Source organism: Arthrobacter sp. 2MCAF15 (assembly GCF_052115605.1).
GTDB lineage: Bacteria > Actinomycetota > Actinomycetes > Actinomycetales > Micrococcaceae > Arthrobacter.
Genome location: NZ_JBFRGZ010000001.1, coordinates 179,001 through 201,836, shown reverse-complemented (window position 1 = coordinate 201,836; position 22,836 = coordinate 179,001). Strand labels below are relative to the sequence as shown.

Below are 22,836 nucleotides of genomic sequence, written 5' to 3'. Positions count from 1 at the left end.
CGGGCCCCTGCCGTGAGGGAGAGCACCATGCCTGACAAGACGCCGCACCAGAGCACGACGAAGAAGTCGGTCAAGACCATCAAAGAGAAACGGGCCGAGAAAAAGGCGAAGCACATCGTCGACGCCCACACCGATCAGGTGTCGCACATCAAGAAGCGCTGACACAGCGAAAAGGCCGGAAGCCGTTGCTTCCGGCCTTTTTTGCTGTGTTGTGGGCTCACCCGAAACGGATGATGCGGCGGGACTCCCGGTGGCGCTTTAGTGGACTTGAGATCCTCGTCGGGAAAGCCGGGATCCTGCCCCACAGCAAGAGAGAGGCGCGCTGGACGGTGCGCACGAAACAGACCGGAGGAAAGCCAGTGACTACCACACCGGAGACCGAGGCCCACGGGCCGGTCGACTTCGTACTCCTCGAGTTCCCCATTGCAGGATTGACGGGACGGGCCAGCGAAGAACTCGTCAAGCTCGTCGAGCAGGGCGTGGTCCGCCTCTTCGACCTCCTGGTCGTCATGAAGAACGAGGACGGCACGGTGGAGGTGCTCGAACTGACCGACCCCGGCGGTCCAGCGGCCGGATTCGCCTACTTCGACGGCGCACGCTCCGGGCTGCTTGGCGATGACGACATTGCGGAGGCCGCGGCCACGCTTCTGCCAGGCACGGTGGCCGCGCTGATTGTCTACGAGAACACCTGGGCGGCACCGTTCGTCGCCGCCGTCCGCGAAAGCGGAGGCGAGCTCATCGCGAGCACGCGGATCCCCGCACCGGACGTGATGGAAGCGCTCGACGCCTTGGAGGCCGTCGACGCCGCGCCGCCGGCAGCCGACGCGTAACACTGACGCACAAGACGAGACGTGACAGGAGCAGAATAATGGGACTTCTTAGGGGCATGGCGAGGACAGCAGTGGTTGCCGGGACGGCATCGGCGGTCAGCGGCCGCGTCCAGCGCCGGCAGGCCAATAAGTTTGCCGAGAAGGACGCCGCGACAGCGGCCAAGCAGCAGGAGGCCTACGACGCGCAAATGGCCCAGCAGCAGCCACCCCCACAACAGGTTTACCAGCAACCTGCCTACCAGCAGCCGCCACCTCCTCCCCCGGCACCCGCACCGGCAGGAGGCATCACCGACGACGCCATCCAGCAGCTCAAGGAGCTCGGCGCGCTGAAGGAACAAGGCATCCTCACCGAGGAAGAGTTCGTTGCCCAAAAGGCGAAGATCCTCGGCACGTAGTTCCGGTCACACGGGGTTCCGGTCATACGGGGTTCCGGTCACACGGGCAGGGAGGCGCCGGGAGGCGCTTCCCTTTCCTTTGTCATGAGGCGTCGGCAGGGCCTGATCTAGGGCGCCATGACGCCGAATCCTGCCGGCGGAACCTCGATCCTGATCGCCAGGCCGTTGCGCGGCTCGGCGGCAACCAGCGAGCCCACCTTGGTGGCGTCGGTCGAATAGAGGCACTGGAACCATTTGATCGGAAAATCGGTCAATCAGCAGGAAGTAGATCACTTGGTCCTCCCAGTCCCGCGGCGCCGGGTGGAAATGCTTCTGCTTCAGAATTTCCGTCCACGGAATGTCATTGATGCTGGAAAACACGATGCCCTTCCTTCACAAGTGCGTGCCAGCTAAGTATGCAGAATCCGTCCGCGAGCCGTAAGGGGTCTTCGGATTCTGGCCCGCACCAATCACCGCGGGTACCACGTTGCGGGTCCGCGACCAGGGCGGCCGTGTTAACGCACAAAACTCCCCGCCAACCGAAGTCAGCAGGGAGTTTTGTGTTCTCGATACGGGGTGGAGCACCCTTGCCGGGGCTCCCATGTGGAGATGGGGGGAATTGAACCCCCGTCCGATGTCGTGTTGTCAGGGCTTCTCCGGGCGCAGTTTGCGTTGGAGTTTCTCGGCCCCGGCCATGCTGCAAACAGCTGGCTGATCCGGGCCCAGTCATCTAAGTGTCCCGCTTACCCCGATGACGGAGGTAAACAGCAGTGGCTATCTAAATGACGCCAGGATCCGGGGCAATAGCAACCTCGGGCTGACGGACTGGTCTTACTGCTTAGGCAGCGAGAGCGAAGTCAGTGCGTTTTGATTCGGCACTTATTGGTTTGCAGACAGCGTTTACGAGATAATTCTGCATCCTCGGCCCGCTTCACCTGTCGCGACTAACATCGTCGAAACCGATCATCCCCGTATTTTTTTATCAATCCCGGACCGGACACTTACGTATCCTTCCCGGACTACCAATCATAACGCACGGCCACCAGGAAACATTCCCCTGCGGGCCCGTGGCCGCTAGCGGCGGTTGCGTTCGCGCATGACCCGCTGCGCCTCGCGCTTGTCCTGCTGCTCGCGCAGCGTCTGGCGCTTGTCGTATTCCTTCTTGCCGCGGGCGACGCCGATCTCGACTTTGGCGCGGCCGTCCACGAAGTACAGCTGCAGCGGCACGATCGTGAACCCGGACTCGCGGATCTTGTGCGAGATCTTCGTCAGCTCCTCGCGGTGCAGCAGCAGCTTCCGACGGCGGCGCGCGGCGTGGTTGGTCCAGCTCCCCTGGTGGTACTCGGGGATATGGATGCCCTCCATCCACAGCTCGTCGTTGTAGAACGTGCAGAAGCCGTCCACCATCGAGGCATGGCCTTCGCGCAGGGACTTCACTTCCGTGCCCATCAGCGCAATGCCGGCCTCATAGGTGTCAAGGATGAGGTAGTCGTGCCGGGCCTTGCGGTTGGTGGCCACTACCTTACGGCCACTTTCTTTGGGCACGGTAGTACTCCTAGGTTTGTTGGTGGTTCACTCCGGCCAAATGGTGCGGAGCCTTTCCAGTTTACGGCAGGGCCGCCGCCGCAGCCGCGGACCCTCGCCGGGCAGGGCCGTTCTACAGCAGGTTCATCGGGTCCACGGCCCGGCCGTTGAGCCAGGTCTCGAAGTGCGAGTGGCATCCGGTGGAGTTGCCCGTGGTCCCCGAATAGGCGATCAGTTGTCCCCGGTTGACGTGCTGTCCGACCGAAACCGCCACGGACGTGTTGTGGTAGTAGATCGTGGTCAGCGAGTTGCCTTGGATGACGCCGTGCGAGATCTTGACGTTGTTGCCGCCGCCGTCGTTGGCCCAGCCCGCCGAAAAGACGGTGCCTGCCGCCGCGGCGTAGACCGGCGTGCCGCAGGGGGCGCCGAAGTCAATGCCGGTGTGCATATAGCCGCCCTGGCCGTAGAAGTCGATGGTGCCCGGCGGCGTCGCACGCCAGCCAAACCCGGAGGTGATCGGGATATTGCCCGGGAACGGGTGCTGCAGGCCAAAGGCCGACGGTGAGCCCTGCGCCGGCGGGACATACGGCTGGGTGGCCTGGCCCTGCGCACGGGCGGCGGCCGCCGCGGCCTCGGCGATGCGCCGCTGCTCGGCTTCCCAGGCCTCCCGCAGTTTCCGGTCGCGTTCGGCGATTTCAGCGGCGACGGCGTCCTGCTGCGACTTGACCTGGGCGAGCTGCTTCTGGATGCCGGGCTTGGCGGCCTGGAGCTCGGCGTCGAGCCGGGTGGTGTCAGCGATGAGCTTGTCCACCGCGGCCTTCTTGGCCTGGGCCTCGTCCCGGGCGGCTTTTTCCCGTGCCAGCGCGGCGTCGGCCTTGGCCTTGAGGTCGGTGATTTCAGCCTCGACGGCTGCCAGCCGGGCCTGCGCGTTGACGTTGGTGGCGTTCTGCTGGGTGAGCTTGTCCATCGCGGAGTTCTGGCTGCGCAGCGCCTGGTCGGCGAGGTCGATGGTGTCCGTGAGGCTGCCGCCCTGGTTCGAACCGAAGAACAGGGACAGGTTGGACGGGACGCCGCCGGACTTATAGGCCTGGGTGGCAATCTGCCCGATCAGCTTCCGGGTGTCAGCAATTTTTTGCTTGTCCGATTCGAGCTGCTGCGTGATTTTTGCCTTGTTCTGCTGTGCCAGGTCCACGCGGGCCGCGAGGGCCTCCACTTCCTGGACCGCTCCGGCCACCCGGCCCTGGGCATCCAGGAGGGCCTGCTGGGCTCCGGGGAGCTGGCCCTGGTACAGGACCAGGTCCGCCGCGGCCTGCGCGATCCTGCCGTCCACGAACTCCAGGGAGTGCTGGACCCGGGTGGCCTCGTCGCGGAGCGCGGCCTGCTGGTCCTCGAGGTCGTCGGCGAAGGCCACCGGACTCGAGGCTCCCATGGTCCCGGCCAGGATCAGGGCCAGGGTGGCGCTGATCATCCGGCTGCGGCGTCCCACCAGGCGATGCCGGAGGGACTGCCGGAGGGGGCGGCGGGCCATCGGTGTCATGAGCATTCCCTTTTCGTTGCGCAAAGCTAGACCCGCAAGTACCGGCGGAGGGTCAGCAGGGAGGAAATTCCGGCCAGGACGACGCCCAGGCCAATCAGGGCTGGCGCCAGGATCAGGGTCTGGCCGGGCGAGATGAACGCGGTGTCCGGATACTGCTTGGACATGACCTCGCCCAGGAAGAAGTGGGCCACGGCCCACAGGGTGCCGGAAGCAAGCGCCGCGCCGATCACTGCGGCGATGACGCCTTCGAGGATGAACGGCAGCTGGATGACCATCTTGGACGCGCCCACCAGGCGCATGATGCCTGTTTCCCGGCGGCGGCTGAACGCGGACAGCCGGATGGTGGTCGCGATCAGCAAGATGGCGCAGATGATCATTACGCCGGCGATGCTGACGGCCACCAGGGACGCCGCGTTCATGGCCGAGAACAGCCGCTCCAGCAGCTGCCGCTGGTCGATCACGGTCTCCACACCGGCCTGGGAGGAGAAGGTCTCGCTGATGATCTCGTACTTCTCCGGGTCCTTCATGTTGATCCGGAACGAGGCCGGAAGCTGGTCCGGGGTCACGGAGTCAACGATCGGGGAATTGGAGAACTGTTCCTTGAAGTGCTTGTACGCGTCGTCTTTGGACTCGTACTGGAAGTCGTTGACGTACTGGGCCACCGCGGGCGACTGCAGGAGCTTGCGCAGGTTGTCCTCCTGCTCCGGCGTGGCCGGGCYGGTGGCGCAGCCGGGCGCCGTCGAACCGTCACTGCAGAGGAAGATGGCCACCTGGACTTTGTCGTACCAGTAGCCCTTCATCTGGTTGATCTGCAGCTGCAGCATGCCGGCGGCGCCAACGAAGGTCAACGACACGAAGGTCACCAGGATCACGGAGATCACCATGGACAGGTTGCGGCGCAGGCCGCTGCCGATCTCGCTCAGGATGAATGCAAGCCTCACGCCTGGGCCTCCCCTGCGGCGCGGACCTCGGCACGGGCTTCGGCGCGTGAGCCGGCCCGAGGCGGGGCCGCGGGCGGCGGCTCGTCGCGGCCGCTGGCGTCGCGCAGCCGGCGTGACTGGCCAACGACGGGAATCATGGAGGTGTAGAGGGCTCTGGCCTCATCGCGGATCACGACGCCGTTCTTGAGCTCCACCACCCGCTTGCGCATCTCGTTGACGATGTCGTCGTCGTGGGTGGCCATCACCACGGTGGTGCCGTTCTGGTTGATCTTGTCCAGCACGCCCATGATGCCCATGGAGGTGGTGGGGTCAAGGTTTCCGGTGGGTTCGTCGGCCAGCAGGATCCCGGGACGGTTCACGACGGCGCGGGCGATCGCCACGCGCTGCTGCTCGCCGCCGGAGAGTTCGTGCGGGAGCCGGTTTTCCTTGCCTTCAAGGCCTACGGTCTTCAGGACCTCCGGGACGGTGTCGCGGATGACGCTGCGGCTCTTGCCGATGACCTGCATGGCGAAGGCGACGTTGGCGAAGACGGTCTTCTGCGGCAGCAGCCGGAAGTCCTGGAAGACGACGCCGATTCCGCGGCGCAGCCGGGGCACGCGCCAGCTGGAGATGTTGGCGACGTTCTGGCCGGCGACGTAGACGGCGCCGGAGGAGGCGCGGTCCTCTTTGAGGACCAGGCGCAGGAACGTCGATTTGCCGGAGCCGGAGGCGCCGACAAGGAAGGCGAATTCGCCACGGTCGATCTCAAGGTTGATCGAATCCAGCGCCGGCCGCGCCTTCTGGTCATAGACCTTGGTGACATTTTCGAAACGGATCATGGCCCTAAGTACCCTGCAGGAGGAGGCCGCGGGGGCCCGATTCTGCCGCCGGGGCAAGGGCTTTCGTTTGGGGGAAGTAGAGCTCCGGCCCCTCGACTATACGCACGGGCCCTGGTGGAACCGCCGGAACGGCGGGGCGTGTCGCGCGATTGTCAGGGACCTGCCAGCGGGGGCGCCAATCGACGCGCGGGCCTACTTCTCGGCGTTGCGGTTGTCCGTCCGCCAGCGGATGCCGGCGTCAATGAAATCGTCGATTTCGCCGTCAAACACGGCCGAGGTGTTGCCGACCTCGTGCTCGGTGCGCAGGTCCTTGACCATCTGGTACGGGTTCAGGACGTAGGAGCGCATCTGGTCGCCCCACGAGGCCTTGACGTCGCCGGCGAACGCCTTCTTCTCCGCGTCCTCCTGTTCCTTCTTCAGCAGCAGGAGGCGGGACTGCAGCACGCGCAGGGCTGCCGCGCGGTTCTGCAGCTGGGACTTCTCGTTCTGCATCGACACCACGGTGCCGGTGGGGATGTGGGTCAGGCGCACCGCGGAGTCGGTGGTGTTGACCGACTGGCCGCCGGGGCCGGAGGAGCGGAACACGTCCACGCGGATCTCGTTGTCCGGGATGTCGATGGAGTCCGTCTGCTCGATCAGCGGGATCACTTCCACGGCGGCGAAGGAGGTCTGGCGGCGGCCCTGGTTGTCGAACGGGCTGATCCGGACCAGGCGGTGCGTGCCGGCCTCGACGCTGAGCGTGCCGAAGGCGTAGGGCGCCTTGACTTCGAAGGTGGCGGACTTCAGCCCGGCCTCTTCGGCGTAGGAGGTGTCCATGATGGTGGTCGGGTAGCCGTGGCGTTCGGCCCAGCGCAGGTACATCCGCAGCAGCATTTCGGCGAAGTCCGCCGCGTCCACCCCGCCAGCGCCGGCCCGGATGGTCACCACGGCTTCGCGCTCGTCGAATTCGCCGGAGAGCAGCGTGACGACTTCGAGGTCGGCCAGGGCCTTGCGGACGGATTCGAGTTCCGCGGCGGCCTCGCCCATGGAGTCGGCGTCGTCCTCGTCCTGGCCGAGTTCCACGAGGACCTCGAGGTCGTCGATCCGGGCCACCAGTTTGTTGAGCCGCTCGAGCTCTGTCTGCTTGTGCGAGAGCTTCGAGGTGATGACCTGCGCCGCGGCGGGGTCATCCCACAGGTTGGGTTCACCGGCCCGCTCGCTGAGCTCGGCGATGTCTTCCTTGAGCGCCTCGACGTTCGAGACGTTCTCGATGGACGCATAGGTGGCCCGCAGCGCGCGGATTTCAGCGGGAAAATCAATGTTTGCCATGGTTTTTTAAGCCTACGCTATGTGTCCTAGCCCCCCGACCGCCCGCGTTGCCCTGTAGCCGGTTGCCCTATCACTCTGGGTTGCCAAAAGACCGGTTTGGCAGCCCAAAGTGACAGGGCAACAGGGGGTGGACGGGCGGCTCAGCGGGAGAGGCGGGACCGCGCCGTCGACGTCGCCTCGATCCGGATGCCGTCCGGCACCAGGAAGTTCACGACCGGCGGGTGGACGGCTGCGCTGAGCACCACGACGGCGGTGGCGCCGTCCGGGCTGCCTGTGGACGGCGCCACGGTAAGGCCGCTGAAGAGTCCGAACGCGCCGTTGCGGCCCAGATAGTCGACGGCGGCGCTGCGCACCCGGGCCCCGCTCAGGACCGCGGACGGCGTGCCGCCGGCGTTGCCCAGCTGGCCGAGGGTGAAGCTGTCCGCGGCTGCCACCGAGGCCCCGTCCGCGAGGGAGAGCAGTTTCTTGTGTTCGAGGTAGACGCTGGAGGCGGCCATCACGACGGTCGCGACCAGCAGGGCAATCAGGATGAAGCCGATGCTCAGCACGACCACCTGGCCCTCCTCCCGGCGGATTTCGATGCTCACCGGAACCTGCCCACAAGCTGGGTTGCCGATGCACTGAGCTCGCTCGCATTCAGATGCAGCGCGTCGCTGAAGGGCACGAAGGGCAGGGGAACCGTCAGGTGGACTGTAACCGTCACCGCCGAGCCGGGAGCCAGGCAGTCCGCAGGCGCGCAGCGGGTGTCGATGCTCGCATTTTCCGCCGGCTGACCGTAGTCGGCGAGCGCCAGGAGAACGGCCTGCTCGGCGGCGGCCCGGCCGGTTGCGGCATCCGGTTGGGCCACGTAGACCTTGGCGGCCTGGTCGGCGGCGCCGACCACCGCGAACGAGCCGCCCTGGATCTGGCCCACGGTGATGATGAAGTACACCAGCGGCACCATCAGCAGCGCGGAGAGGAAGACGAACTCGATCACGGCGCTCCCCTGTTCCGGCGACGTGCCGCGCTCAGGGTCAGGGCTGGTTTGCCGCATGGCCCTTCACCTCCAGCAGCGCCCGGGGGCCGATGAAGCCGATGACCGGCAATGGCGCCCGGACGGTCACCTCCAGTGTGCGGATGCCCTGATAAGTCGATTCGCTGGTAGCCACGTCCCGCGCGAAGTCGGGGTTGAGCGCCGCGGTGATCAGCTGGACGGTCCGGTCCCTGGCGTCCCCGTCATTGCGGTCGGCCAACGTTCCGTATCTGGCGCCCGAGGCGGCGGCATCAATCAGCGTGTTCCGGACGTGAATGACCAAGGTGAGCTGGACGATCGCGAGGAAGAGCAAGGTGAGCAACGAGCCGATCAGCACAAAGTCCACCACGGCGGCGCCGCGCTCAGCTCCCTGGCCGTCCTGAAGCTCGATGCCTTGGCGCCCGCTCCCCTGGCCCCGGGCTGCCACCGGCTACTGTCCGACCTTGTCCATGGCCTGGTTGAAGAGTCCCTCGAGTGCCGGGCCGGCGAGGGCCAGCAGGGCGGCCACGAGAACCGCCGACATGAGGGTGATCATCACCCAGCCGGGGACGTCTCCTCGTTGGGGATGATGGACGCCCTTTTCGGCGTGGTCCTCCTGCCTCAACCGCGTCGCAGGAGACCACCAGGTCAACATGCCGAGAGCGCAAGCCACCAGCGCCACCCGAGTTCCGAAGTTCTTCACCGTGTCCTCTTTCCTGGTTTTTTGGTTACTTGGTTTTCAGTTTTTTCTGCAGTCCTGATTTTTCGGATCCGATACTTCGTGATGCTTCGCTGGCAGAGCGTGCGCTTCAGCCCAGGCTCGCCCGTCCGGGCGTGCGGGACGTTCTCGTATCCTGTTCCCTCGTCATGTGACTTTTCTTGGATCCGGCTTCCTAGAGTCCGAGGCTGATCGCGGCCAGGCCAGGGAAGACCGCGAAGATGACCGTCAGCGGGAGGACCCCGAAGACCAGCGGCACCATCATGCCGATTTCCTTTTTGCCGGCGGACTCCATGAGCTCCCTCTTGGCTGTGTCCCGGACGTCCTGTGCCTGCGCCCGCAGAACGTCGGCGAGGGGCGTTCCGCGCTCGACGGCGACGATCATTCCGTCAACGAAACGCACCAGCGCCCCCTGGTCGGTCCGGGACGAGAACTCGTGCAGGGCCTCGACGAGTGGCTTGCCGGACCGGGTCTCGGCGAGCACACGAGCAAACTCCTGCGCCAGCTCACCCCTGGCGCTGTGGCAGACCCTGTCCAGCGCGCCGGTGGCACTTTCGCCGGCACTGACAGCCAGGGCCATCAGTTCGGCGATGCTGGGAAACTCCGCCATCATCAGCGCCTCCCGTCTCTTGATGTGCGCGCCCAACAGGTAGTCCCGGAGCAGGAACCCGCCAGCGGCGCTCCCCATCACGGCCACGACCGCCACGAACGGGCTGAAGCGGCCGGCCGAGCCCGCGAGCGCCACGGCACTGACGGCGAGGACAAATCCGGCGGCAGCCCACAGAAGCTGCTCGGCCCGGAAGTCCACCGCCGTCTTGGCGCTGCCGGCGCGCGCCAGCCTGCGGTTCAACGCGGTGGCGCCAAGGTTGATCCGGCCCAGGGACCTGACGCCGTCCCGGATCGCCGGGCGGAGGATCCGTTCCAGCGGCCCAAACGGGGTGACATTCCTTGGCGCGGTCCGCAAGAGCCGGGATTCCAGGTTGTGGGTTCTCAATTGCGGGCCGATGCGTTCGACAAACGTCGTCGGGCGCATGAACGGAAGCCGGACCAGGAACAGCCAGAGCCCCGCGCCGAGCACGGCCCCGCACACCGTGGCGCCCGCCATCAGCCCCGTCACCGGAGGACCCGCTGTTCTTCCGGCAGCGCACCAATTCGCAGCATGACCGCGTAAGACACCAGGGAGACAGCAAGGCCGCCCAGAAGAACGGCCGCCCCGAGCGGGGTGTTGTAGGCCATCACGGCCTCGGGACGGCTGGCCAGCAACACCAGCACAATCCACGGCGCAGCCACGGCCAGGCGCGCGGCATTGACTGTCCAGGATTGCCTTGCCTCCAGCTCACTCCTGGTCCGGGCACTCTCCCGCAGGAACTCGGCGAGCGTGCCCAGCAGGCGCCCGAGGTCCGAACCGCCCACCTCCCTGGTGAGCCGTAGTGCCTCGACGATCCGATCCGCCACGGGATCGGCCAGCCGGTCCTTGAGCCGGGTGAGCGACGGATCGAATTGGCCTCCCGAACGGTAGTCGGAACCGAAGTCCACAAACACCTGGCGAAGCTCCACGGGGCCTTTGTCGCCCAGCTGGATAAGGGCTTCGGGCAGGGACAGTCCGGCCCTGATGGCTGAGCGCAGGTGATCAACGACGTCGGGCCAGAGCTGGCGCAGGACAGCGGTGCGCTTCCGCGCACGCCACCGGACCATGGCCATCGGCAGCCACCCGCCAAACAGGCCAAAGCATCCGGAGATCGCCCACGAACCGGTCACTGCGAAGAATGCGAGTGTCGTGAACGCCCCGACGCCAAGGCACGAGGCGAGCAGCCCCGCCGCACTGACCTTTTCAATGCCCGCCGACCGCAAGAGGTCCTCAAGCCGGCTGGTCCGAGGCTTGCGCCGCGCACTCCCGGGCTTCTCCCACGCGGACCACCAGATCAGGAGGAGGCCGGCCCCGCCCAGCATCCCCAGGAGCGGCGCCATCAGCGCTGCTCCAGCAGCGCCGCGACGTCGTACCCGGAACGGGCAAACTTTTCCGCGGCGGGCATGGAATTGGCCTTGGGCAGCAGCTGCCCGTCCGACATCGTGAACACCATGGAAGACTCGATAATCCCGTTTTCCACCCTGCGGCCCAGTGAGAGGATCTCCGTGACTTGCCGGCGGCCGTTGGCGTGCCTGCTGCAATGGACCACCAGGTCGATGCAGGATGCGACCGTGGGGACGACGAACGCGCTGGAGATGTTCTCGCCCGCCAGCAACGGCAGCGTACAAATTTTCGTCACCGCGTCGTGCGCGGAGTTCGCATGGACGGTGCACATCCCTGGGAGGCCGGAATTCAAAGCAATCAGCATGTCCAGGCTCTCCGCCTCCCTGACTTCACCGACCACCAGCCGGTCCGGCCGCATGCGCAAGGCCTCTTTGACGAGCCGCCGCAGCGGAATCTCCCCCTGACCCTCCAGGTTCGGCTGCCGGCACTGGAGACCTACGACGTCGCGGAGCGGCAGCTGCAGCTCGAAGATTTCCTCCACCGTGATGACCCGTTCCCGGGTGCCGATGCTCGCGGCGAGGCAGTTGAGCATGGTGGTCTTGCCGGCCTGCGTGGCGCCCGAGACCAGGATGTTGAGCCCGCTGGCGACGGCCGCCCCGAGGAACCTGGCCGCCTGCGGCGTCACCGTCCCCAGCTCCACAAGATGCTCCAGCCGGCTGGCTTTGACGACGAACTTGCGGATGTTGATGGCCCAGTGACGCCGCGTGACGTCCGGGATCACCACGTGGAGGCGGGAGCCGTCCGGGAGGGCAGCGTCCACGAAGGGTGAGGACATGTCCAGGCGACGGCCGGAGCTTTTCAGCATCCGCTCCACAAGGTCCCGGACCTGCTGGTCCGTCAGCGACACGGAGGTCAGTTCCGATTCGCCGTTTCGCGCCACATAGATTTCATTTGGCGCGTTGAGCCAGATTTCCTCGATACCCGGATCGTCCAGGAACGGTTGGAGTGCGCCAAAGCCCGCGACCGCGTCGAAGACAAATCTCCGGGCGGACTCCAACGGACCCAACGGAGGCAGCGGCGCCAGGAGGGCCCGCTCGTCGTAGTCGCTGACCGCCGCCTCGACAAGGCGCCGGACTTCTCCGGTCTGCCGCAGGGGGTCAAGGCCCCGCCGGCGGATCAGCTCGCGGACCTCGTCCTCGACAATGCGTACAGCCTCCACGTGGCCCCCCAATGAGTGCCGCCCCAGTTCAGAGGGGCGATTGGGTTAAAACTAGGTGCGGGCAACCGGCGGGACAAGGGCCGGCGGCGTGCATGTGGATAACCGCCAGGTTTCAACATCACAACATTCACTTTGGTAACTCTTGAATCTCTGGTCTCACATGTTGGCCGATGTTAGGGTGAGCGCGTTAAGTCAGACATTCTCTTAGCCCGTCCAGCTCTCATTGCAGCGTCGCGGGCGTGAGACCCGTGCGGCATGGATCCTACGCTGTGCCAGTGCTCCGGAGCGGAAAATGAAGCGGACAATACCTATCCCCATGAGCCACCGATACCGCCGTGCAGGGGCGATCCTCCTCGCCGTCGGCATCCTGGCCGCCACCGGCCTCCCGTCTCCGGCAGCTGCCCTCGAACTATCGCAGCCCGCACCGGCGCAGCCTGCGCTGCCCTCCCCTGCCACCGCGCCCTCGCAGCCCGCCCCGCCGTCGCCCACTGCCACCCCTGCGCCCGCTACCACGCCGGCCACCACCGCTCCAGCGCCGGCTGCCGCGGCCGGCAAGGCCACTCCTGCCAAAACGCCCTCCGCGCCGGCTCCCGGATCCACGACGCAAGCTGCGGCGCAGGCGGCGCAGGCGGCGCCGCAGCCCGGTGGCACGAAGGACCCTGCCGCAATGGCAGCGGCGATCGGCCCCGGCGGCGCCGAAATGGGCCAGCGTTCCGCCCGGGTCAGCGCGCCATCGCCACTCCTTAAGGCCTCCACCCAGTCCGCCGCGCTCGAAACGCTGACCACCCAGGGCACCTGGTCGCCGTCGTTCGGGGTCAAGGGCCTGGACGTCAGCGGCCACCAGACGAGCGTCAACTGGCAGAGCCAGTGGAACATGGGCGCACGCTTCGCGTACGTCAAAGCCAGCGAAGGCAACTACTTCATCAATGATTCCTTCGGCGCCCAGTACGCGGGCGCCGGCAGCGTCGGGATGATCCGGGGCGCCTACCACTTCGCGATCCCGAACTGGTCCTCCGGGGCCGACCAGGCGCGGTTCTTCGTCAACAATGGTGGCGGCTGGAGTGCCGACGGCAAGACCATGCCGCCTGTCCTGGACTTCGAGTTCAACCCCTATGCGGGCCGGACCATCAACGGTTTCTACTTCGGGAACACCTGCTACGGCATGTCACCCGCGCAGCTGACGTCCTGGGTGCGTGACTTCGGGAACACCATGCGGGCCCTCACGGGTCGTCTCCCCGTCATCTACACCAACACCCTGTGGTGGAACCAGTGCACCGCCAACGCGCCGGGCTTCGGCGACTATCCGCTGTGGGTCGCGTCCTACCCGCTGTCCGCCACCGATATCGCCGGGGCGGTCCCCTCCAGCTGGAGCGTCTACAGCATGTGGCAGTACAGCAGCACCGGGCCGTTCACGGGTGACTCCAATATCTGGAACGGGGACTATCCCTCGCTCCAGCGCTTCGCCGGAACCCCCCTGCCCACCGGGTCCTTCGACGACCTCTCGATGACCCGCGACGGCGCCGCGGTCTACCTGCGCGCCCGGGGCTGGTCCGCGGACCTGTCCAATGTGGCGTCGTCGATCCAGACGCACATCTACGTTACTGACCCGTCCGGGAAAACCACGGGCTACCCCTGGCTGGCAAACAAGTCACGGCCGGACGTGGACCAGGCGCTCGGCTACGGGGCGTCGCACGGCTTCGACGGCACGGTCCGGATAACGGCTTCCGGAACCTACAAAGTGTGCGCCTACGCCATCGGAGCCTTCGGCAACACGCTCCTGGACTGCAAATCGCTCCGGGCGACGGGTGTGGAAGCCCCAACCGGGTCCTTCGACAGCTTCGGCCAGGTCCGTACGGCCGATCAGGTCACGCTGCAGCTCAAGGGCTGGGCGGCCGATCTCGCCAACACCGCGGCCTCCACGTACGCCGATGCCTACATCACCGATCCGGCGGGAAAAACCACGGGATACCGGATGAGCGCCAACGTCGCCCGGAAGGATGTCGCCGACGCGACCGGCCTCGGGCTGGCCCACGGCTTCGACTACCAGGTGAAAGCCACCGTTCCAGGAACCTACCGCGCGTGCGTCTACAGCATCGGGCAAAACTCAAACGTGCAGCTGTCCTGCAAATCCGTAAATGTCGACGTGAACCCGGCACCGTTCGGCTCCTACGACTCGCTCTCGCTCAGGCAGGCACCCAACTCGGCGAATTTCCAGGTCAGCGGCTGGGCGCTGGATCCCGTGCAGCCGTGGAAGAGCGTGCCCGTCCACGTCTACGTCCAGTCTCCTGACGGATCAAATCCCGGCTACGCCTATACGGCAAACCTCAAACGGCCCGACGTCAATGCCGCCCTGTTCACCGTCGGCGACCACGGATTCCAGATGTCCGTCCCCCTGACCCGCGCCGGGCGGTACTCCGTATGCGCCTACGCCATCGGCGTCGCCCCGGTCACGGCCGGCAACACGCTCCTCGGGTGCAAATCCATCGACGCGGACCCAACCCCGGCCACCATGGGTTTCCTGGATTCAGCCTCGATCCAGGTCTCCGGTGGCAAAGCATCAATCATCGCGTCGGGCTGGACCCTCGATCCGTCCTTCCCGGCCGAGTCCATCCCGGACCACATCTACGTGACTTCGCCTGATGGCATCAGGAAGGGCTACGCCTTCACGGCGGACCTGAAGCGCGCGGACGTGAACCGGGCCCTTGACACTGTCGGAGACCACGGCTTCACGTCAGCGGTCCCCATCACCCAGCGCGGCCAGTACCGGGTCTGCGCCTACGGCGTCGCGGTCTCGGCGCTGAGCCTGAACAACTCCCTGCTGGGCTGCCAATCGCTCACTTATTAGAGGTCCACGGCAAGATCCGCACCACGCAGAACGGCTCCCGCATTGCGGGAGCCGTTCTGCGTCCGGGTGTCCGGGGTGATCTCTGCCGGATCAGGACCCGAGGTAGTCGCTCAGCCGCTCAGCCGCGGAAGGAACACTGAACCCGGTGGCCTTGATCTTGTCCAGCTCGAGGGCGCTGTTCAACGGGCGCGGCGAAACAGTTTTGCCCCTGAAGTACTCCTCCGTGCTGACTCCGGTCACGGCGTGCCGCGGCTTGCCGGCCAGCTCGTAGACGTCCGCGGCAATGTCCGCCCAAGACTGCCGCTCGCCGTCGTTGCTGAGGTTGTAGACCCCATAGTCGGCGTCCGTTTCCAGCAGGTGCCGGATGCCGGCGGCAATGTCCTGTGTGAAGCTCAGCCGCCCGATCTGGTCATCAACCACCGATGGTTCTATGCCGCGGTCCGCAAGCGAGGCCATGGTCCGGACAAAGTTGTTGCCCTCCCCGATCACCCAGCTGGTGCGCACGATGTAGTGCCGCGGCACCACGCTGACGACGGCGTCGCCMGCAGCTTTGGTCTGGCCGTACACGCCCAGCGGCGCGACGGGCTCCGATTCGTCGTGGCTGGCTCGCGTGCCGTCGAAGACGTAGTCCGAGGACACGTGGACCAGCGTGAGGTCGTGTTCGACGGCGGTCCGGGCCAGCCGGGCGACGGCGGTGACGTTGAGCGCCCAGGCGGCGGCGCGGCCTTCGGCCGACTCGGCGGCATCCACCGCGGTGTACGCCGCGGCGTTGATGATGGCGGAGTAGTTCTTCCAGTTGCGTGCGGCAAAGGCGTCCTCGCTACCGAGGTCAAACTCGTCCCGGCCGGCGAACTCTACGGACGGGTCGCCGTCGTAGAGTTTGCGCAGGGCCTTGCCGAGCTGGCCGTTGGCGCCGACCACGAGGGTCTTCTTCGGCGGCATCGGGGTGACGTCCGCCAGCCGCGGGTGCGCCTTGTCCTTGTCGGAGAGCTCGGCCTGTTCCAGGGGAATGGGCCAGGCAATCGCAGCGGTCTCGTCGGCCAGGTTCAGGAAGGTGTACTGGCCCTGTGCGTCCGCGGACCAGTGGTCGTTGACGAGGTAGGTGTACGCGGTGTTGTCTTCCAGGGTCTGGAAGGCGTTGCCTACGCCCCGCGGGATGAAGATAGCCTGGCTGGGATCCATCTCGGCGGTGAATACGGCGCCGAACGTCGGGCCTTCGCGCAGGTCCACCCAGGCGCCGAATATCCGGCCCGTGGCCACGGAGATGAACTTGTCCCACGGCTCGGCGTGGATGCCGCGGGTGGTGCCGGCCGACTCGTTGAACGAGATGTTGTTCTGCACCGGACGGAAGTCGGGCAGGCCCAAGGCCACCATCTTTTCGCGCTGCCAGTTCTCCTTGAACCAGCCCCGGTTGTCACCGTGGACCGGAAGGTCGTAGAGGACGACGCCGGGAATCGGGGTTTGGTGTGCCGTGAGCTTTTTTGAGAACTCGATCGACATTATCTACTGGCCCTGTTCCTTGTACTTGGCTTCCGTGGCGGCCTTCTGCGGCCGCCACCAGTCCTCGTTGTTCCGGTACCAGGCGATGGTGTCTTCAATGCCGGCCTCGAAGTTGGAGAACTGCGGCTCCCAGCCGAGTTCGTCGCGGAGCTTCGCCGAGTCGATCGCGTACCGCATGTCATGGCCGGGCCGGTCCACCACGTGGTCGTACGCGTCCGGGGCCTGGCCCATGTGCTTGAGGATCAGCTCGACGACGTCCTTGTTGTTCTTCTCGCCGTCGGCGCCGATCAGGTAGGTCTCCCCGATCCGGCCCTTGGCGATGATCGCCAGGACGGCGGAGGAGTGGTCATTGGCGTGGATCCAGTCGCGGACGTTCTCGCCCTTGCCGTACAGCTTGGGACGGATGCCGTCGATCACGTTGGTGATCTGGCGCGGGATGAACTTCTCCACGTGCTGGTACGGGCCGTAGTTGTTCGAGCAGTTGCTGATGGTCGCCTGCAGGCCGAAGGACCGCACCCAGGCGCGGACCAGCAGGTCCGAGCCCGCCTTGGTCGAGGAGTACGGGCTGGAGGGGTTGTACGGTGTGCTCTCGGTGAACCGCTCCGGGTCATCGAGCTCGAGGTCGCCGTAGACCTCGTCGGTGGAAATGTGGTGGAAGCGTTTGTTGTGCTTCCGCGCGGCCTCGATCAGCGTATACGTTCCGATGATGTTCGTGTCCAGGAACGGGCGCGGATCGTGCAGGGAGTTGTCGTTGTGGGATTCCGCGGCGTAGTGGACCACGACGTCGGCCGCGGCCACCAGGCTCTCCACCACAACGGCGTCGCAGATGTCGCCCTGCACCAGCGTGAAGCGGTCTGCAGGCAGGCCCGCCAGCGACTCCACATTGCCCGCGTAGGTGAGCTTGTCGAGGACCGTGACGTGATGGTCGGTGTTCTCCAGGACGTAGTGGACAAAGTTGGAACCGATGAAACCGGCGCCGCCGGTAACGAGGAGTTTCTGCATTAAGCCAGCTTACCGAACGGCCGTTGCCTGCCCAGAACCGCGGCGGGTCCGCCGGAAGGCTTCAACCATGAGCCGAACGAGCATCACGCGGGCGCCGACGATCTTGGGCAGCGACCGCCAGCCGGCCGGCGTCTGGTTGGTCTCGTGAATCCGGCGGTAGATGGTCGACTCGTCAAGGTGGGCAATCGATCCCGCTTCATTGCCGCAGATGGCCAGCCAGAGATCGTGGGACTCCCGGACGTAGGCGGGAATCGGTGTGAAGTAGCCCGCAGCCTCCCGGCGGAAGGCCATGCCGCAGCCGTAGTAGGCACGGTATCCGATCAGGATGGCGAACAGGTTCGCGGCGTGGCGCCGCGAGTCGGCGGACTTCAGCCGCGGAATCCAGGGCCGGCTGCCGCCGCCCAGCATGTCGAAATTGCTGGCGACCACCAGGGAATCGGACATGGCCGCGAGCATCAGCTCCACCCGGCCGGGAATCCAGATATCGTCCTGGTCGGACAGGAACACGTACGCTCCCCGGCTGATCCGGACGGCCTCCTCGAAACTGCGCACGTAGCCGCGGTTGACCGGTGAGCGGACCAGACGTATCCGGGGATCACCGACGCGTCCGACGACGTCGGCGGTGTCGTCGGGCGACGCATCATCGACGACGACGAGTTCGTCGTCGGGACCCAGCTCGGCGAGGATGGACGCTATCTGCTCCCCGACAAAGTCAGCCCCCTTGTAGGTGGCCATGCACACGCTGACCCTGATCTTCGGTTCGCCGGTGCCGCTCTCGTCGTTCATGCGAACCACTCTAAGGGACTCCCGCGGCGACTCCTGTTCCAGCGGCCGGTACCAGGCAATCACGTATCATCGATAGGTCAAGCTCCCCAGCACGAGGACCGTACCGCATGAGACCCGTTCTGATCAGGCTTGCAGGCTTCACCGTGTTGCCGCTGCTGGCGCTGGTGCTGCCGTTCCTGCTCCTGCCGGTCGTTTCGCGCGTCGTGGGGGCCGCCGGATGGTCCAGCATCACCTCCGGCCAAGCCATCGGCATCTTTGCCGCGACCATCATCCTTTGGAGCTGGAACATCTCCGGCCCCGTTGAAATTGCGCGCGCCGGCGCTTTCCCGAGGCGGGCTGCGCTGTATTCCAGCAGTATCCGTTCGCGGACCCTGATCGCGGTCCTCGTCCTGCCCGTCATGAGCGTGATAGTCGCGCTCGTGGCCCGAGAAGGCTTCCGCCTCGATGCCATCACGATGGCCTGGGCGACGGCACTGACGGGGTTTTCCCCCGCGTGGTACGGCATCGGCACGGGCCAGCCGCGCATCCTTGCTGTCTACGACACACTCCCCCGCTTCTTCGCGGCCATTATCAGCGCCCCGATCATCCTCGTCACCGGCCAGGTCTGGACGTACGGGGCGGTGTCCGTCGTGTCGACGCTGGTGGCGCTGGTCGCGTTCCACCGCAGGTTCGGCGAGCCCGGGACTTGGCTGCCCCGAAGCCCGCGGAAGGTCTTGCGGGAGATCATGCCAAACGCCGGTACTGCCGGCATCAACTTCACCGGAAGCGCCTACGGTTCGTCCCCCGTTCCGATCGCCACCGCCACCGTGCCTTCGGCCGCCGCCACGGCCGGCTTCGCCTCCGCTGACGCCATCTACCGCTTGGGACTCTTCACGATCGTCGCGCTGGGCAACACGTTCCAGGGCTGGACCCTGGAACACGATGCTGCCGATCCGCGGCGCCGGCACCTCTTCGCCATCGCTGCACATGCTGCCCTGGGGCTCGCCGGCGGGATCTTCCTCACGCTCTTCGGCCCGTGGGTCTCCGGCGTCATGTTTGGCGAGGCTGTCCGCGCGGACACGCTGACGTGCCTGTACTACGGTGTGTCCTTCTTCTTCATCTCCTCCTCCACGCCCCTGATCAGGAACGTGCTGATCCCGGCCCAGCGCCAGCGGTCGGTGCTCATCTGGACCGCAATCTCGGCAGTTGTCGGCGTGCTCCTGATGGTGACAGCCGGCACGGCGGCCAATGTTCCCGGCGTCGCGCTGGGCATGGCCGTGAGCGAGGCGCTGTTGTTCCTTGGCCTGCTGCGCCCGTCCCTCCGGATCCTGCCCGCGGCCGCCCGCGGCCAGGGCCGGAAGGTAGGATCGGCAGCGTGATCGGCAGATGCCCGTGGCCGGCGGCCGCCTCCGCCGCCGTGTTCGCCCGGGCCATCACACATCCCTGCCCTGGTTCCGCCCACTCCATCGGCCGCCCGAGGGCCGTTGCTATATTGGAGAACTATGAAAATTCTTGACTCGACCCGTGTGCTGGTCATAATGCCGGCGTGGAACGAAGCCGAGTCCGTGGGGAATACGGTCCGGGAAGTGCTCAACATTGGCCGGCCCTATGATGTTCTGGTCGTCAATGACGGTTCTACGGATGCCACGGCCGCCGTGGCCACGACAGCCGGGGCAAAAGTGCTGACCCTGCCGTTCAACCTTGGGGTCGGCGGCGCCATGAGGGCCGGATTCAAGTACGCCCAGCGCCTCGGCTACCGGCGCGTGATCCAGGTGGATGCCGACGGACAGCACGATCCGCGCAATATCCACGAGGTCCTGGCAGGCCTGGAGCACGCCGATATCTCCATCGGAGCCCGATTTGCCGACCGCGGCGACTACACGGTCAGCGGCCCGCGCAAGTGGGCCATGCAGCTCCTCGCCAAGGTCATTTCCGGGCTGGCCAAGACCCGGCTCACGGACGTGACCAGCGGCTTTCGGGCCGCGAACGAACGTGCCATCAACCAGTACCTGGACCACTACCCCGCGGAATATCTGGGCGACACCATCGACTCCCTGGTCGTGGCGATCCGTTCTGGCTGCCGCGTGACCCAAGTCCCGGTGGAAATGCGCCCGCGGCAGGGAGGCACGCCCAGCCACAACCCCGTGAAGGCCGCCGTCTATCTCGGCCGGTCCGTCTTCGCCCTCATGTTCGCGCTGACCCGCAAGCGGTCAACCATTTCCGGTCCCGCGCTGGCCGCCGAAGGAGCCGTCTGATGGGCAATTGGGCCGCCTTTTTCCTTGCCCTGGCGATCGTCGGCGTCGTCTTCGAGATGCTCCGCCGGAAAAAGCTTCGCGAGAAATACGCCGCGCTTTGGCTCTTCGTCGGGATCGGCACCCTGATTCTGGCCGCATTTCCCAGCTTGCTGACGATCGTGGCGGAACGGGTCGGCGTCCAGTTGCCGTCCAACCTGCTGTTCATCATCAGCATCCTGCTGCTGCTCGGTGTCTGCCTGCACCTGTCCTGGGAACTGTCTGTGGTCGAAGACGAGACGCGAACCCTCGCCGAGGAAGTAGCGATCCTCCGGACCATGGTCGAGGACATGTCCTCCCAAGACTCCGACGGCGACGCTCCGGCGACGCCGACGGCGAAGTAGGCGCGGCGATATGGCATTAGACATTTTTATCCCGTACTGGGGCGACGTCAGCTACATGATGCAGGCCGTCGACAGCGTTGTGGCACAGTCCAGCCCGGAATGGCGCCTCACAGTGGTCGACGACGCCTACCCGGGCGACGAAGTCAGGCGCTACGTCGAGGCCATGGATGACCCCCGGATCACGTACATCCGCAAGGACAAGAACGCCGGAATCACCGAAAACTTCAGGACCTGCGTATCGCTGGCCACCGAGGACGTCCTGGTGGTCATGGGATGCGACGACGTGCTGCTGCCAAACTTCGTTGACGTCGTGCTCCGCGCACACGCCGAGTTCCCCGATGCCTGGATAATCCAGCCCGGTGTCCAGATCATTGACGAGCACGGCAAAGCCTCCGTTCCCCTGGTGGACATCGTCAAGCAGCGGCTGGTCAAGCCCCGCGGCACGGGGCCACGCCTCGTGGCCGGCGAACGGCTGGCGGTGAGCCTCCTGCACGGCGACTGGCTCTACTGGCCCTCCCTTGCCTTCCGCCGCGACCGGATCCGGGACTACGACTTCCGCGACGGCTTCCCCGTCATCCAGGACCTCGCCCTGGTCATGGACATGGTGCTTGGCGGGGCCGAGCTGCTGATCGTCCCCGAGATCTGCTTCGAATACCGCCGGCACACCAGCAGCGCGTCCTCCGCGAAACTCGTCGACGGATCCCGGTTCGTCGGTGARCGCGACTTCTTCGATCTGGCCGCGGCGCTGTGCACGGCGAAGGGCTGGCGCAAGGCGGCCCGCGCCGCGCGGCTGCGGCTCACCTCCCGCGCCCATGCCCTCCTGATCCTCGCCGGCACGCTCCGGCAAAGTGCCTCGGGGACGCTCGGCATCCTCCTGCGGCATTCCTTCGGAAAGTGAGCGATCCCCACGTGACTGGCAAGTCCCTCGTCCCTGCCACGGGCGCCACCGGCGTCACGGGGGTCGTTACCGCATTCCGTCCCACGGCCGCGCTTGTCAACAACGTCATTTCCCTCAAGGACCAGGTGGAAGCCGTGGTGGTGGTTGACGACGGCGGCGGTCCCGGCTACGAGTCCATTTTCGCCGCGGTCGCCGCAGCCGGTGCAGACGTCGTGCGCCTCCCGGAGAACGTGGGCATTGGCGCCGCCTTGAACGCCGGCGTCCGCACGGCACGCGAGCGCGGCAACCCCGAATACATCCTCACCGTTGATCAGGACTCCCACCTGCCCGCGGGCTACGTCCAGGCCCTGCGCGATGCGGCGGCGCAGGCCCGCGCCGTGGGCGTCGAGCCCGGCCTCATCTCCCCGGCCAGGATTCATGGAAACCCGGTCCTGCGTGCCGGAACCCGGAACGGGCTCGCCTTGGGCAGGGAACCGATCCAGTCTGGCCTCCTGATCCCGGTCAGTACCCTGGAGGCCATCGGCGGGTTCTGGGAAGAGCTCTTCATCGACCTGGTCGACACTGAGTACTACTACCGGGCCCTCCACGCAGGCCTTCCGACCGTCCTCGCGGCAGCAGAGTTCGACCACTCGCTCGGAACAATGGTGGACGCGAGGGTGTTGGGCCGGCCCGTCGCGGCCGGCGGCCGGCCGCTGCAGGTACGCACCGCGGCGACCTGGCGCTACTACTACATCTTCAGGAATCGTGTCCTCACGGGCCGCCGGTACGCCGGCCGGTATCCCGGATGGGTGGCCGGCGGAATGTGGGCCGATCTTCGGCATCTGCTGATCGTGACCCTGCTGGCCCCCGGCCGTTCTGCACGGCTCACCTCGGCCCTCCGCGGCGCCGTCGACGGCCTCCGGGGTCGGACCGGCCGCCGGCATACAGTCTGACGCCACCCCGACGGCAGGGAGCACCAT

25 protein-coding genes and 1 other RNA gene are annotated in these 22,836 nt (G+C 66.2%); 9 read left to right on the top strand and 17 right to left on the bottom strand.

Going from position 1 to position 22,836, the window contains the following annotated elements:
- The first annotated feature begins 27 nt into the window (after positions 1-27).
- The 3 genes from AB4089_RS00875 to AB4089_RS00865 all read left to right on the top strand — a co-directional run bounded on the left by AB4089_RS00875 (position 28) and on the right by AB4089_RS00865 (position 1,225).
- Complete coding sequence (locus AB4089_RS00875; RefSeq protein ID WP_390203933.1) at positions 28-162, top strand: hypothetical protein; 135 nt, start codon at positions 28-30, stop codon at positions 160-162.
- 197 nt (positions 163-359) lie between these two features.
- Positions 360-830 carry a DUF6325 family protein gene (locus AB4089_RS00870; protein WP_441407457.1) on the top strand — a complete coding sequence of 157 codons (471 nt, stop codon included), beginning with the start codon at positions 360-362 and terminating at the stop codon, positions 828-830.
- Positions 831-868: 38 nt separating this feature from the next.
- Positions 869-1,225: an SHOCT domain-containing protein gene (locus tag AB4089_RS00865; protein ID WP_441407456.1), complete on the top strand. Its 357-nt coding sequence runs from the start codon at positions 869-871 to the stop codon at positions 1,223-1,225.
- A gap of 107 nt (positions 1,226-1,332) precedes the next feature.
- Here AB4089_RS00865 and AB4089_RS00860 read toward each other — a convergent pair whose 3' ends face one another.
- The 14 genes from AB4089_RS00860 to AB4089_RS00795 all read right to left on the bottom strand — a co-directional run bounded on the left by AB4089_RS00860 (position 1,333) and on the right by AB4089_RS00795 (position 12,232).
- Complete coding sequence (locus AB4089_RS00860; RefSeq protein WP_441407455.1) at positions 1,333-1,479, bottom strand: hypothetical protein; 147 nt, start codon at positions 1,477-1,479, stop codon at positions 1,333-1,335.
- Positions 1,480-1,805: 326 nt separating this feature from the next.
- Positions 1,806-2,175: a transfer-messenger RNA gene (ssrA, locus tag AB4089_RS00855) on the bottom strand.
- Positions 2,176-2,278: 103 nt separating this feature from the next.
- The gene (gene smpB / locus AB4089_RS00850) at positions 2,279-2,749 is read right to left on the bottom strand and encodes an SsrA-binding protein SmpB (protein WP_090581234.1); all 471 of its coding nucleotides are present in this window, start codon (positions 2,747-2,749) and stop codon (positions 2,279-2,281) included.
- A 112-nt stretch (positions 2,750-2,861) separates the two neighbouring features.
- On the bottom strand, positions 2,862-4,265 hold the full coding sequence (locus tag AB4089_RS00845; RefSeq protein WP_441407454.1) for a peptidoglycan DD-metalloendopeptidase family protein: 1,404 nt from the start codon (positions 4,263-4,265) through the stop codon (positions 2,862-2,864).
- Positions 4,266-4,291: 26 nt separating this feature from the next.
- The gene (gene ftsX / locus AB4089_RS00840; protein ID WP_441407453.1) at positions 4,292-5,206 is read right to left on the bottom strand and encodes a permease-like cell division protein FtsX; all 915 of its coding nucleotides are present in this window, start codon (positions 5,204-5,206) and stop codon (positions 4,292-4,294) included.
- Positions 5,203-6,024, bottom strand: coding sequence for a cell division ATP-binding protein FtsE (gene ftsE / locus AB4089_RS00835; RefSeq protein WP_441407452.1), 822 nt, complete (start codon positions 6,022-6,024; stop codon positions 5,203-5,205). The genes ftsX and ftsE overlap by 4 nt, the downstream gene beginning before the upstream one ends.
- Before the next feature lie 192 nt (positions 6,025-6,216).
- Positions 6,217-7,332, bottom strand: coding sequence for a peptide chain release factor 2 (gene prfB, locus AB4089_RS00830; RefSeq protein ID WP_018775243.1), 1,116 nt, complete (start codon positions 7,330-7,332; stop codon positions 6,217-6,219).
- 140 nt (positions 7,333-7,472) lie between these two features.
- Entirely contained in the window at positions 7,473-7,919 is a 447-nt protein-coding gene (locus AB4089_RS00825; protein ID WP_441407451.1) for a pilus assembly protein TadG-related protein, read from the bottom strand.
- Positions 7,916-8,365, bottom strand: coding sequence for a hypothetical protein (locus AB4089_RS00820; protein WP_441407450.1), 450 nt, complete (start codon positions 8,363-8,365; stop codon positions 7,916-7,918). The genes AB4089_RS00825 and AB4089_RS00820 overlap by 4 nt, the downstream gene beginning before the upstream one ends.
- The gene (locus AB4089_RS00815) at positions 8,346-8,735 is read right to left on the bottom strand and encodes a TadE family protein (RefSeq protein WP_441407668.1); all 390 of its coding nucleotides are present in this window, start codon (positions 8,733-8,735) and stop codon (positions 8,346-8,348) included. Before AB4089_RS00815 ends, AB4089_RS00820 begins: the two co-directional genes overlap by 20 nt.
- A 39-nt stretch (positions 8,736-8,774) precedes the next feature.
- Complete coding sequence (locus AB4089_RS00810; RefSeq protein WP_441407449.1) at positions 8,775-9,026, bottom strand: hypothetical protein; 252 nt, start codon at positions 9,024-9,026, stop codon at positions 8,775-8,777.
- 190 nt (positions 9,027-9,216) lie between these two features.
- Positions 9,217-10,146, bottom strand: a complete 930-nt coding sequence (locus AB4089_RS00805) for a type II secretion system F family protein (protein WP_441407667.1) — start codon at positions 10,144-10,146, stop codon at positions 9,217-9,219.
- An 8-nt stretch (positions 10,147-10,154) separates the two neighbouring features.
- Entirely contained in the window at positions 10,155-11,009 is an 855-nt protein-coding gene (locus AB4089_RS00800; RefSeq protein ID WP_441407448.1) for a type II secretion system F family protein, read from the bottom strand.
- Complete coding sequence (locus AB4089_RS00795) at positions 11,009-12,232, bottom strand: CpaF family protein (RefSeq protein WP_441407447.1); 1,224 nt, start codon at positions 12,230-12,232, stop codon at positions 11,009-11,011. Before AB4089_RS00795 ends, AB4089_RS00800 begins: the two co-directional genes overlap by 1 nt.
- A gap of 316 nt (positions 12,233-12,548) precedes the next feature.
- Between AB4089_RS00795 and AB4089_RS00790 the strand changes: the two genes are divergently transcribed.
- Complete coding sequence (locus AB4089_RS00790; protein WP_441407446.1) at positions 12,549-15,077, top strand: lysozyme; 2,529 nt, start codon at positions 12,549-12,551, stop codon at positions 15,075-15,077.
- A 90-nt stretch (positions 15,078-15,167) separates the two neighbouring features.
- On the opposite strand, the gene AB4089_RS00785 is transcribed toward AB4089_RS00790, so the two are convergent.
- Genes AB4089_RS00785 through AB4089_RS00775 form a run of 3 tightly spaced genes read right to left on the bottom strand, consistent with a single transcriptional unit; the run spans position 15,168 to position 18,365 of the window.
- Positions 15,168-16,577, bottom strand: coding sequence for a sugar nucleotide-binding protein (locus AB4089_RS00785; protein WP_441407445.1), 1,410 nt, complete (start codon positions 16,575-16,577; stop codon positions 15,168-15,170).
- Between the two features lie 3 nt (positions 16,578-16,580).
- Positions 16,581-17,579: a dTDP-glucose 4,6-dehydratase gene (rfbB, locus tag AB4089_RS00780; protein WP_441407444.1), complete on the bottom strand. Its 999-nt coding sequence runs from the start codon at positions 17,577-17,579 to the stop codon at positions 16,581-16,583.
- A 9-nt stretch (positions 17,580-17,588) separates the two neighbouring features.
- A complete protein-coding gene (locus AB4089_RS00775) occupies positions 17,589-18,365 on the bottom strand; it encodes a glycosyltransferase (RefSeq protein ID WP_441407443.1) in 777 nt (258 codons plus the stop codon).
- A gap of 107 nt (positions 18,366-18,472) precedes the next feature.
- Here AB4089_RS00775 and AB4089_RS00770 point away from each other — a divergent pair, with 107 nt between their 5' ends.
- From AB4089_RS00770 to AB4089_RS00750, 5 genes are all read left to right on the top strand, one after another.
- Positions 18,473-19,723 (top strand): polysaccharide biosynthesis protein, encoded by a 1,251-nt coding sequence (locus AB4089_RS00770; RefSeq protein ID WP_441407442.1) that lies wholly within the window; start codon positions 18,473-18,475, stop codon positions 19,721-19,723.
- Between the two features lie 123 nt (positions 19,724-19,846).
- Positions 19,847-20,599, top strand: coding sequence for a glycosyltransferase family 2 protein (locus tag AB4089_RS00765; RefSeq protein ID WP_441407441.1), 753 nt, complete (start codon positions 19,847-19,849; stop codon positions 20,597-20,599).
- Complete coding sequence (locus tag AB4089_RS00760) at positions 20,599-20,979, top strand: DUF2304 domain-containing protein (protein WP_441407440.1); 381 nt, start codon at positions 20,599-20,601, stop codon at positions 20,977-20,979. Before AB4089_RS00765 ends, AB4089_RS00760 begins: the two co-directional genes overlap by 1 nt.
- Before the next feature lie 10 nt (positions 20,980-20,989).
- On the top strand, positions 20,990-21,877 hold the full coding sequence (locus tag AB4089_RS00755) for a glycosyltransferase (RefSeq protein ID WP_441407439.1): 888 nt from the start codon (positions 20,990-20,992) through the stop codon (positions 21,875-21,877).
- Between the two features lie 11 nt (positions 21,878-21,888).
- Positions 21,889-22,809 carry a glycosyltransferase gene (locus tag AB4089_RS00750; RefSeq protein WP_441407438.1) on the top strand — a complete coding sequence of 307 codons (921 nt, stop codon included), beginning with the start codon at positions 21,889-21,891 and terminating at the stop codon, positions 22,807-22,809.
- Positions 22,810-22,836 lie beyond the last annotated feature (27 nt).

Bases quoted from the DNA above. Each gene is read 5' to 3' on its own strand.
- AB4089_RS00875 (WP_390203933.1), top strand. From the start codon at position 28: ATGCCTGACAAGACGCCGCACCAGAGCACGACGAAGAAGTCGGTCAAG.
- AB4089_RS00865 (WP_441407456.1), top strand. From the start codon at position 869: ATGGGACTTCTTAGGGGCATGGCGAGGACAGCAGTGGTTGCCGGGACG.
- AB4089_RS00845 (WP_441407454.1), bottom strand. From the start codon at position 4,265: ATGACACCGATGGCCCGCCGCCCCCTCCGGCAGTCCCTCCGGCATCGC.
- ftsE (WP_441407452.1), bottom strand. From the start codon at position 6,024: ATGATCCGTTTCGAAAATGTCACCAAGGTCTATGACCAGAAGGCGCGG.
- prfB (WP_018775243.1), bottom strand. From the start codon at position 7,332: ATGGCAAACATTGATTTTCCCGCTGAAATCCGCGCGCTGCGGGCCACC.
- AB4089_RS00820 (WP_441407450.1), bottom strand. From the start codon at position 8,365: ATGCGGCAAACCAGCCCTGACCCTGAGCGCGGCACGTCGCCGGAACAG.
- AB4089_RS00805 (WP_441407667.1), bottom strand. From the start codon at position 10,146: ATGGCGGGCGCCACGGTGTGCGGGGCCGTGCTCGGCGCGGGGCTCTGG.
- AB4089_RS00800 (WP_441407448.1), bottom strand. From the start codon at position 11,009: ATGGCGCCGCTCCTGGGGATGCTGGGCGGGGCCGGCCTCCTCCTGATC.
- AB4089_RS00790 (WP_441407446.1), top strand. From the start codon at position 12,549: ATGAGCCACCGATACCGCCGTGCAGGGGCGATCCTCCTCGCCGTCGGC.
- rfbB (WP_441407444.1), bottom strand. From the start codon at position 17,579: ATGCAGAAACTCCTCGTTACCGGCGGCGCCGGTTTCATCGGTTCCAAC.
- AB4089_RS00775 (WP_441407443.1), bottom strand. From the start codon at position 18,365: ATGAACGACGAGAGCGGCACCGGCGAACCGAAGATCAGGGTCAGCGTG.
- AB4089_RS00770 (WP_441407442.1), top strand. From the start codon at position 18,473: ATGAGACCCGTTCTGATCAGGCTTGCAGGCTTCACCGTGTTGCCGCTG.
- AB4089_RS00765 (WP_441407441.1), top strand. From the start codon at position 19,847: ATGAAAATTCTTGACTCGACCCGTGTGCTGGTCATAATGCCGGCGTGG.
- AB4089_RS00760 (WP_441407440.1), top strand. From the start codon at position 20,599: ATGGGCAATTGGGCCGCCTTTTTCCTTGCCCTGGCGATCGTCGGCGTC.